This is a genomic window from Actinomadura terrae, from assembly GCF_022751215.1.
Lineage (GTDB): Bacteria > Actinomycetota > Actinomycetes > Streptosporangiales > Streptosporangiaceae > Spirillospora > Spirillospora terrae.
This window is the reverse complement of record NZ_JAICDG010000009.1, coordinates 140,839-148,814: the sequence shown is the minus strand read 5'-3', so window position 1 is coordinate 148,814 and position 7,976 is coordinate 140,839. Positions and strand designations below refer to the sequence as shown.

The 7,976-nt window shown below is 74.0% G+C and carries 7 protein-coding genes and 1 rRNA gene; 5 read left to right on the top strand and 3 right to left on the bottom strand.

Features of this window, described 5'->3' with window-relative positions:
* Both rrf and K2F47_RS38590 read left to right on the top strand, forming a co-directional pair.
* Positions 1-115: ribosomal RNA gene (gene rrf / locus K2F47_RS38595) — 5S ribosomal RNA — on the top strand; the annotation flags it as partial.
* Between the two features lie 1,045 nt (positions 116-1,160).
* On the top strand, positions 1,161-2,222 hold the full coding sequence (locus tag K2F47_RS38590; protein WP_242911205.1) for a tetratricopeptide repeat protein: 1,062 nt from the start codon (positions 1,161-1,163) through the stop codon (positions 2,220-2,222).
* Between the two features lie 33 nt (positions 2,223-2,255).
* Here K2F47_RS38590 and K2F47_RS38585 read toward each other — a convergent pair whose 3' ends face one another.
* Genes K2F47_RS38585 through K2F47_RS38575 form a run of 3 tightly spaced genes read right to left on the bottom strand, consistent with a single transcriptional unit; the run spans position 2,256 to position 4,989 of the window.
* Positions 2,256-3,197 carry an MBL fold metallo-hydrolase gene (locus tag K2F47_RS38585; protein WP_242911204.1) on the bottom strand — a complete coding sequence of 314 codons (942 nt, stop codon included), beginning with the start codon at positions 3,195-3,197 and terminating at the stop codon, positions 2,256-2,258.
* 59 nt (positions 3,198-3,256) lie between these two features.
* Entirely contained in the window at positions 3,257-3,649 is a 393-nt protein-coding gene (locus K2F47_RS38580; protein WP_242911203.1) for an NUDIX hydrolase, read from the bottom strand.
* Complete coding sequence (locus K2F47_RS38575; RefSeq protein WP_242911202.1) at positions 3,646-4,989, bottom strand: DUF1015 family protein; 1,344 nt, start codon at positions 4,987-4,989, stop codon at positions 3,646-3,648. The genes K2F47_RS38580 and K2F47_RS38575 overlap by 4 nt, the downstream gene beginning before the upstream one ends.
* Positions 4,990-5,061: 72 nt before the next feature.
* Here K2F47_RS38575 and K2F47_RS38570 point away from each other — a divergent pair, with 72 nt between their 5' ends.
* The 3 genes from K2F47_RS38570 to K2F47_RS38560 all read left to right on the top strand — a co-directional run bounded on the left by K2F47_RS38570 (position 5,062) and on the right by K2F47_RS38560 (position 7,956).
* The gene (locus K2F47_RS38570; protein WP_242911201.1) at positions 5,062-5,538 is read left to right on the top strand and encodes a tetratricopeptide repeat protein; all 477 of its coding nucleotides are present in this window, start codon (positions 5,062-5,064) and stop codon (positions 5,536-5,538) included.
* 201 nt (positions 5,539-5,739) lie between these two features.
* Entirely contained in the window at positions 5,740-6,753 is a 1,014-nt protein-coding gene (locus tag K2F47_RS38565) for an HAD-IIA family hydrolase (RefSeq protein ID WP_242911212.1), read from the top strand.
* 123 nt (positions 6,754-6,876) lie between these two features.
* Positions 6,877-7,956: a glycerophosphodiester phosphodiesterase gene (locus tag K2F47_RS38560; protein WP_242911200.1), complete on the top strand. Its 1,080-nt coding sequence runs from the start codon at positions 6,877-6,879 to the stop codon at positions 7,954-7,956.
* The last annotated feature ends 20 nt before the right edge of the window (positions 7,957-7,976 follow it).

Sequence of the window (7,976 nt, the reverse complement as noted above, 5' to 3'; positions counted from 1 at the left end):
CGGTGGTTTTGGCGAGGGGGAAACACCCGGTCCCATCCCGAACCCGGAAGTTAAGCCTCTCAGCGCCGATGGTACTGCATGGGAGACTGTGTGGGAGAGTAGGACGCCGCCGGACTCATATTGGTCGAGGGTCGCACCGATTCGCGGGGCGGCCCTCGACGCATGTGTTGGACCTGCCGAAGTAGGCTGCAAGTGTCCACGAACCACCTTCAAGAACAGTGACGGACGTGATGAGCGCGGAAGAGGACGGCCGCAGCGACGACAACCGCGAGCGGCGGCGGGATAACGGGGGGCGGAAGCCGCCTGTCCGTCGTGACGGGAACGCTCGTGGTGGTCCCAGGGGATCTGGGGCGCCGCGTAAGAGCGGCGGGCCTCGTGGGGCCGCGCCGCGTGGTGGTGCGCCTCAGGGGGGCCGTGGCCGTCCCGCCGGCGGGGGCTGGAAGGACCGTGACGCGCGCGGGCAGCGGGACGACCGCCGCTCGGACCGTCCGTTCAAGCGGTCGGACGACCGTAGGAGCGATGCTCCCGGGGGGCGTTCCGACGATCGTCGTGAGAAGCGTTTCGGTGGTCCGCGTGGTGGCGGCCAGTCCGGTGAGCGTCGCGAAGGGCGTTACGGCGGCCCGCGCGGTGCGCAGGGTGGCGGCGAGCGCCGAGATGACCGTCCCGGTGGTCCGCGTGGTGGTCAAGGTGGTGGGCGCCCCGGTGGGTTCCGGGGTGGTCAAGGCGGTCCGCGGCGTGATGGACGCCCCGGTGGCCAGGGCGGCGGGCGCAGGGACGAGCGTCCAGGCGGCTCGCGTCCAGGGCAGGGCGGCAGCGGTGGCGGTGAGAAGCGTGAGGGCCGCTTCGGTGGGCCCCGGTCCGCGCAGGGCGGGCAGCGGCGTGACGGACGTCCAGGCGCGCCACGTGGCGGTCAGGGCGGCGGGCAGCGGCGGGACGACCGGTTCGGTGGGCCTCGGCGCGAGGGCGGCCAGGGGGAGCGGCGTTTCCAGGGACGTGAGGATCGCCGTCCGGGAGGCCGCAAGTTCGACGAGAAGCGTGAAGGCCGTCCAGGCGGTCGCAAGTTCGACGGTAAGGGCCGTCCGGGCGGCGGGTCGTTCAAGGGGCGGGGCGGTCAGCGTCCGCAGGAGGGCGGACGGTCCTACGGGCCGCCGCGTGATCGGGTGCGGTCGGAGGAGCGCGAGCGTCCGGCGCCCAAGCATGACGATCCGCTGCTGCCGGACGAGGTGACGGGCGAGGAGCTCGACGCGGATGCCCGTCTCGAGCTGCGCACGCTCCCGAAGGATCTGGCCACCAAGGTCGCACGGCACCTGGTGATGGCGGGTCAGCTGTCCGAGGAAGAGCCGGAGAAGGCGTACAAGCATGCACGGGCGGCCCGGCGGCTCGCGTCGCGGGTCGGGATCGTCCGGGAGGCGGCGGGACTCGCCGCGTACCGCGCCGAGGAGTGGGGCGAGGCGCTCGCCGAGCTGCGGGCCGCGCGCCGGCTCAGCGCGGGCGACGAGTCCTACCTGCCGGTGATGGCCGACTGCGAGCGCGGTCTCGGCCGTCCTGAACGCGCGCTGGAGCTGGTGAAGGCCCCTGAGGCGGCGCGCCTGGACGCGATGGGCCGGGTGGAGCTGCGCATCGTGGAGTCGGGCGTGCGGCGTGACCTCGGCCAGTACGACGCGGCCGTGGTGACGTTGCAGATCCCCGAGCTTCGCGACCGGAGGCTGCGGCCGTGGTCGGCGCGGCTGTTCTACGCCTATGCCGACGCGCTGGTGGAGGCCGGACGCGAGGACGAGGCGTCCGACTGGTTCGCGCGGTCCGCGGCGGCCGACCGGGACGGCGAGACCGACGCGGCCGAGCGGTACGCGGAGCTGGAGGGTCTCCACATCCTCGACACCGAGGACGAGGACGAAGCCGACGAGGCGGCGGAGGCCACGGAGGGCGTCCAGGACGGCGTGCCGGAGCTGGGCGAGCCCGAGGTCGCGGAGATGTCCGAGGACGAGGACGCCGTGACCGAGGCGCCCGACACGCCCGACACCGCGGCGGAGGCGTCCGAGCCTGCCGAAGCCGCGAAGCCCGAGGGTGAGATCGAGGTGGTCGCGGCCACGGCGATCGAGTTCAAGCCCGCCGATCCCGAGATCCTCGACGTCCCGGGCGAGGAGGACGTGCCGGAGGCGCCGGCGGTCTTCCTGGAGCCCGACCACGCGGACGACGCGGAGAGGCCGCCCACCGAGTCCTGACGGGCACAGGGCCTTGGCAGGCGGAGCGCGCGCTCACGCGTGGCGGTCGAGGGCGTGCATGATTCCGGCGACGTTGGTCTCGGTGCTGCTGATGAGCTCGGCTCGGGCGGCGAGTTCCGGGTCGGCGTCCTCGCGGGCGAAGGCGTAGCGGTGCCTGGTCCGGTCGACGGCCATCGCGACGGCGTGGTCGAGGTCGAGGTCCCGCTCCCGTGCGTCCCGGACGGCGTCCACCCAGATCCGCAGCTCCTCGGCGGACCGTTCCAGCGTGGCGTCCACCTCCGCGACCGGCCCGTAGTGCGCGAACAGCAGCCGCTGCGGGCCGAGCGCGCGGAACCGGTCGAGCGAGGCCAGGGCCGTGTCGAGGTCGAAGTCGGGCGGCGGGGTGGCGGGGCGGACGTCCGCCGTCTCGGGGATGTAGACGCCCGCCGCGTCGCCCACGTACAGGTCGCCGGTGGCGGAGTCGATCAGGCCGACATGGTGCTTGGCGTGGCCGGGGGAGTAGTGGGAGTCCAGCCGCCGTCCACCGCCGAGGTCGATCACACCGGTGTCCTCGACGGCGCGGATCCGCGCGGCGTCGGTGGGTTTCAGCTCGCCGAACAGCGTTTCGAGACTGTTCCCGTAGATCATGCGGGCGCTGCGCATCAGGCGTTCCGGGGACGCGAGGTGCCGCGCGCCCTTCTCGTGGACGACGACCTCGGCGCCCGGGTAGGTCTCGGCGATGTCGCCGACGCCGCCCGCGTGGTCGAGGTGGATGTGCGTGACGACGACGGTGGCGAGGTCGGCGGGGCCGACGCCGAGGTCCGACAGGGCGCGGCGGACGACCGGCGCCGACCCGGCCGTGCCCGGTTCCACGAGGCAGGGCCGGTCGGACAGGATCAGGTATCCGGCGGTGATGCCGCTGTGGCCCGCCATGCGCGTGTCGATCTCGTAGACGTCTCCGCCGAGCGGGGTGATCGTGGTCGTGGTGTCGTCCATGCCACGATCATCGTCCCCGGCACGGCCCGGCGGCCAGCCGCACCGCTCGGCCGTCCCGCTCAGAGCAGGCGGCCGTCGGCGTGCAGGTCGTCGAAGATGAGCTGGTCGACGGGGGAGACGCGGGGGCGGTCGGCGTAGCCGAGCCAGACGACCTCCGCGATCTCGCTGCTGGCGGTGAGTTCGCCCGTGTGGTCGGCGGTGTAGCACGTCATGCGGACGACGATCCCCTCGGTGTGGCCGTGCGCCTGGGCCTCCCAGGTGCCGAGATGCGTGATCGTGTCCGGGACGAGGTCGGCGGTCAGCTCCTCCTTGATCTCCCGGACGAGGGTTTGCTCGTCTGACTCGCCGGGCTCGCGCTTGCCGCCGGGCAGGTAGTAGGCGTCCTTGCCGTGGGAGCGCGTGCTGAGCACCCGCCCGTCCACCAGATGGATCCAGGCGATCTTGTCGATCAACGGTCGCTCCCGGGGTCGAGAAGGCGCAGGACGAGGCCCGTGCGCGGTTTGGGGCCGAACGAGGTGGACTTGCGCGGGACCCGCTCGCCGCCGCCCGCGACGGCCAGGACGTCCTCGACGCCGAGCGGGTTGAGGATCACCGACGTGCCGCCGGTGCGGCGGGCGCGCGCGGTCGCGGCGGACGGGTCGTCGTGGACGACCTCGATGGCGTTCTCGTTCGCGGGAATCCGCCACACGCCGCCGATCAGCAGGTGGTCGAGGACGGCGGTGTCGAGCCCGCGCCACCGCGCGGAGTGCTCGGCGGGCAGCGCGCGCGCCAGGGCGGCCGGGTCGGGGCCGGTGAGCAAGTGGAACGCCTCACCGCCGCCGAGCAGGAACGCCGGACGCGGCGCCTCGGCCAGCGCCTCCAGAGCCGCGCGTTCGCCGGTGATCGGTGTGACATCGAACACATGCCGGGCCGTCTCGACGGCGACGCCGGGGGGCAGGCTCGGCAGGACGCGGTGGATCGCGCCCAGGTGCGGTGGGTAGCGGGTGGAGTCGACGAGGAGCGCGAGGCCCCGGTCCCACGGGCCGGAACCGTTCCCGGCGGCCCGGTGGCGGGCCTGGAGGGCGCGGTAGGTCGCGTAGCGGTGGTGGCCGTCGGCGATCAGGGCTCGCCGGTCGCGGAGATCGGCGGCGACGCGCGCGTGCAGGGACGGGTCGGTGATCCGCCAGAGCCGATGGGTCAGGCCGTCGCCGGAGCGGAACTCCAGCAGCGGGGCCTCGGCGGCGGCGTCGTCGGCGACCCGCGTCGCGTCCCCGCCGCCCTCATACACCAGGAAGATCGGCTCCAGGTTGGCGCGGGCGGCCGACATCAGCGCCAGCCGGTCGCGGACCGGTCCGGGGAAGACGTTCTCGTGCGGCAGGACGACCCCGTCCGCCTCCGCGCGTAGCCCGAGCGCGCCGATCAGGCCGCGTTGCAGGACCGTCTCGTCCGTCGCGGCCTCGTAGACGTAGAGGGCGGGGACGGGGTCGAGCGTGAGTGCGCCCTCGTCCAGCCAGCGGCGCAGCAGTGCCCCCGCCTCGTGGTAGCTCTCGCCCGCCGCCCGCGGCATGTTCAGCCGGACGATATTGTACCCGCCGGAGGCCCGCAGCCGCAGCGCTGCCGCGTCGTCGATCAGGTCGTACGGCGGCGAGGTGACGGCGGCCAGGTCGCCGACCACCTCGGGGACGAAGCGGACGCCGCGGAACGGGGCCAGTTCCAGGCCGCCTCCGGCCGGGGGTCCCGCCGTACCGAAGATCTCGGCACTGAACTCGTCCGGGGCGAGCCCGGAGGGGAGGTCGTCGTCCACCGTGGGCATGGTAACCACGGACGGGTCCGTGTCCAGCCTCCGGGTACCGTCGAGGTGATCAGAGTCCGAGGGGAGGTCCACGTGAGTGTGCAAGGACCGGGACGACCAGAGGATTCCCCCGGGAACGGTCCAGGAAATCCGGACGACCCTAACTCCTCCGACGGGCAGGACGCGCAGCCCGGCGGCGGGGTCTACGAGTGGTACACGCGCGGTCTGGAGCTCCTGCGCGCGGGCAGCGCGGCGGCCGCGCTCCAGCTGCTGGCGCGCGCCGCCGACGCCGAGCCGGACTCGCACAGCATCCGGGAGGCGCTCGGCCGCGCGCAGTTCGGCGCCCGGGAGTTCGGCGCGGCGGCCGAGAGCTTCCGGGAGATCGTCGAGGAGGAGCCCGCCGAGGACTACGCGCGCTTCGGGCTGGGCCTCGCGCTCAGCCGCATGGGCGACTTCGAGGGCGCCGTCCAGCATCTGGCGCTCGCCGTGGCGATGCGTCCCGACAACGACGACTACGCGCGGGCCCTCCGGCACGCCAGGGCGACCCTCGCGTCCCGCAGCCTTGATTGAGTCCCGGCCCACGTCCCTCGCCTGGCGGCTCGGGACGTGACCGTGCCTTGGCGGGCGCGGAATCGCTTCGCGATCTTCGCGGTGGGGCCTCGCCTTCGGCGTCGGCCCCACCGCTCAGCTAACGCGCCCGCGCGACCGCTGAGGTCGCTGTGCAACACGCTTGACCGCCCGACCCTCGCAACCTCGACCGTAGGGAGCATGATGAAAGCCTGTGACCGCCCGCTGAGCGAGGCGTACGACGTCGCCCTGCTCGACCTGGACGGTGTGGTCTACATCGGACGGCGTCCGGTGCCCGGGGCGGCCGAGTCGCTCGGCAAGGCCCGCGCGGCCGGGCAGCGGCTGGCGTTCGTCACCAACAACGCGTCCCGGACGCCGTCGGCGGTCGCGGCGCTGCTGTCGGACGTGGGCGTCCCCGCGTCCCCGGAGGACGTCGTCACCTCGGCGCAGGCCGCGGCCCGGTTGATCGCCGAGCGGGTGCCCGCCGGGTCGGCGGTGCTGGTGGTGGGCGGGATTGGGCTGCGCCAAGCCCTGTACGCGGAGGGGCTGCGGCCGGTGTCGGTGGCCTCCGAGCGTCCCGCCGCCATCGTGCAGGGGTTCTCCCCGGGGATCTCCTACGACCTGATCTCCGAGGGCGCGCAGGCGGTCGCCGGGGGCGCCCTGTTCGTCGGCTCGAACGCCGACCTGACGATCCCGGGCGGCGGCGCGCGGCCGAACCCGGGCAACGGCGCGCTGCTGCGGGTGATCACCTCCGCGACCGGCGTCGAGCCGCTCGTCGCGGGCAAGCCCGAACGCCCGCTGCACCAGGAGTCGGTGCGGCGGACCGGGGCGCGGCGCCCGCTCGTGGTCGGCGACCGGCTCGACACCGACATCGAGGGCGCCCACAACGGCGGCGCCGACAGTCTGCTGGTCTTCACCGGCGTCACCGACCACCTCCAGGTGCTCACCGCCCCGCCCCACCGGCGGCCGAGCTTCCTCGCCCCCGACCTGACCGGCCTGCTCGCCGCGCATCCGGAGCCGGTCCGTGACGGCGAGGGCCACCACTGCGGCGGCTGGACGGCGCGTGCGGCCGGTGGCGGCGCGATCGGCCTCACCGGCTCCGGCGACCCCTACGACGGCCTCCGCGCGCTGGCGTCCGCCGCCTGGGAGACCGGCGACGCGCCGCCCGCCGACGCCCTCACCGGCGCCCTCGACACCCTTGGCCTCGCCTACCACTGACCTGGAGGGACATCGACCGTTCCCCCGGGGGCCACCGGTTGCACCCCTGGCCGTCGCGCGGGCACCCGACCGTGTCCGGCGGGCCGCGTCGGCGGACCCGCAGGACACGGAAGGGAGCCGGTCATGAGAGGCATGCGTCGTACCGCCCTGGCGGTGGGCCTCACCGCTCTGATGCTGGGCACGGCAGGACCCGCCTTCGCGGGAGAAGCGCACGGGCGCCCGGGACACGGGCACCCCGGGCACCGGAAGGCGTTCGACCTCCAGGCCCACCGGGGCGGGATCGGCCTGGTGGTCGAGAGCACGCTCCCGGCGTTCGCGAACGCCCTGGAGCTGGGCGTGAGCACGCTGGAGCTGGACGTGCAGATCACCGAGGACGGGCAGGCCGTCGTCACCCACGACCGCAAGGTCAACCCCGCGAAGTGCCAGGACACGGGCCCCGCCACGCCCGGCGACCCCGAGTACCCCTACGCTGGGAAGTACGTCAACACGCTCACGCTGAAGCAGGTGCGGACCCTCGACTGCGGTTCCCGGACGCTGCCGAACTTCCCCGGCCAGAAGGCCGCGCCCGGCGCGCGGATGCCGCTGCTGCGCGAGGTGTTCGGGCTCGTCCACCGGTACCGGGCGCACGGGGTGAAGCTGAACGTCGAGACCAAGGTGGAGGCGGGGGCGCCCAGCGAGACGGCGCCGCGCGAGCAGTTCGTCCGCGTGACGGCGCGCGAGGTCAGGCGCGCGGGCCTGCTGCGGCAGGTGACGATCCAGAGCTTCGATTGGGGCGCGCTGATGCGGATGCGGCGGGTCGAGCCGAGGCTGCCGCTGGTCGCGCTGACCAACTACGACTTCCTCCAGACGGGCCAGCCCGGGAAGTCGCCGTGGCTGGGCGGGATCGACATCGACGACTTCGGCGGCGACCCGCTGCGGGCCGTCCGGTCGTTCGGCGCGTCGGCGTTCTCGCCGGTGCACGGCTTCCCGCAGGACGGCAAGGTCACCGACCCCGGCTACCGCCCCTACGTGACGAAGGCCATGGTCGCCGAGGCGCACCGGCTCGGGCTGAAGGTCGTCCCCTGGACCGTGGACGACGCGCCGACCATGAACAAGCTCATCGACGACGGCGTGGACGGCCTCATCACCGACTACCCCGACCGGCTCCGCACCGTCATGGCCGCGCGCGGACTCCGGCTGCCGCGCGCCTACCACGCACGCTGACCGGGCCCGCTGACCACCGG

Bases quoted from the DNA above. Each gene is read 5' to 3' on its own strand.
- K2F47_RS38565 (WP_242911212.1), top strand. From the start codon at position 5,740: ATGAAAGCCTGTGACCGCCCGCTGAGCGAGGCGTACGACGTCGCCCTG.
- K2F47_RS38585 (WP_242911204.1), bottom strand. From the start codon at position 3,197: ATGGACGACACCACGACCACGATCACCCCGCTCGGCGGAGACGTCTAC.
- K2F47_RS38560 (WP_242911200.1), top strand. From the start codon at position 6,877: ATGAGAGGCATGCGTCGTACCGCCCTGGCGGTGGGCCTCACCGCTCTG.
- K2F47_RS38575 (WP_242911202.1), bottom strand. From the start codon at position 4,989: ATGCCCACGGTGGACGACGACCTCCCCTCCGGGCTCGCCCCGGACGAG.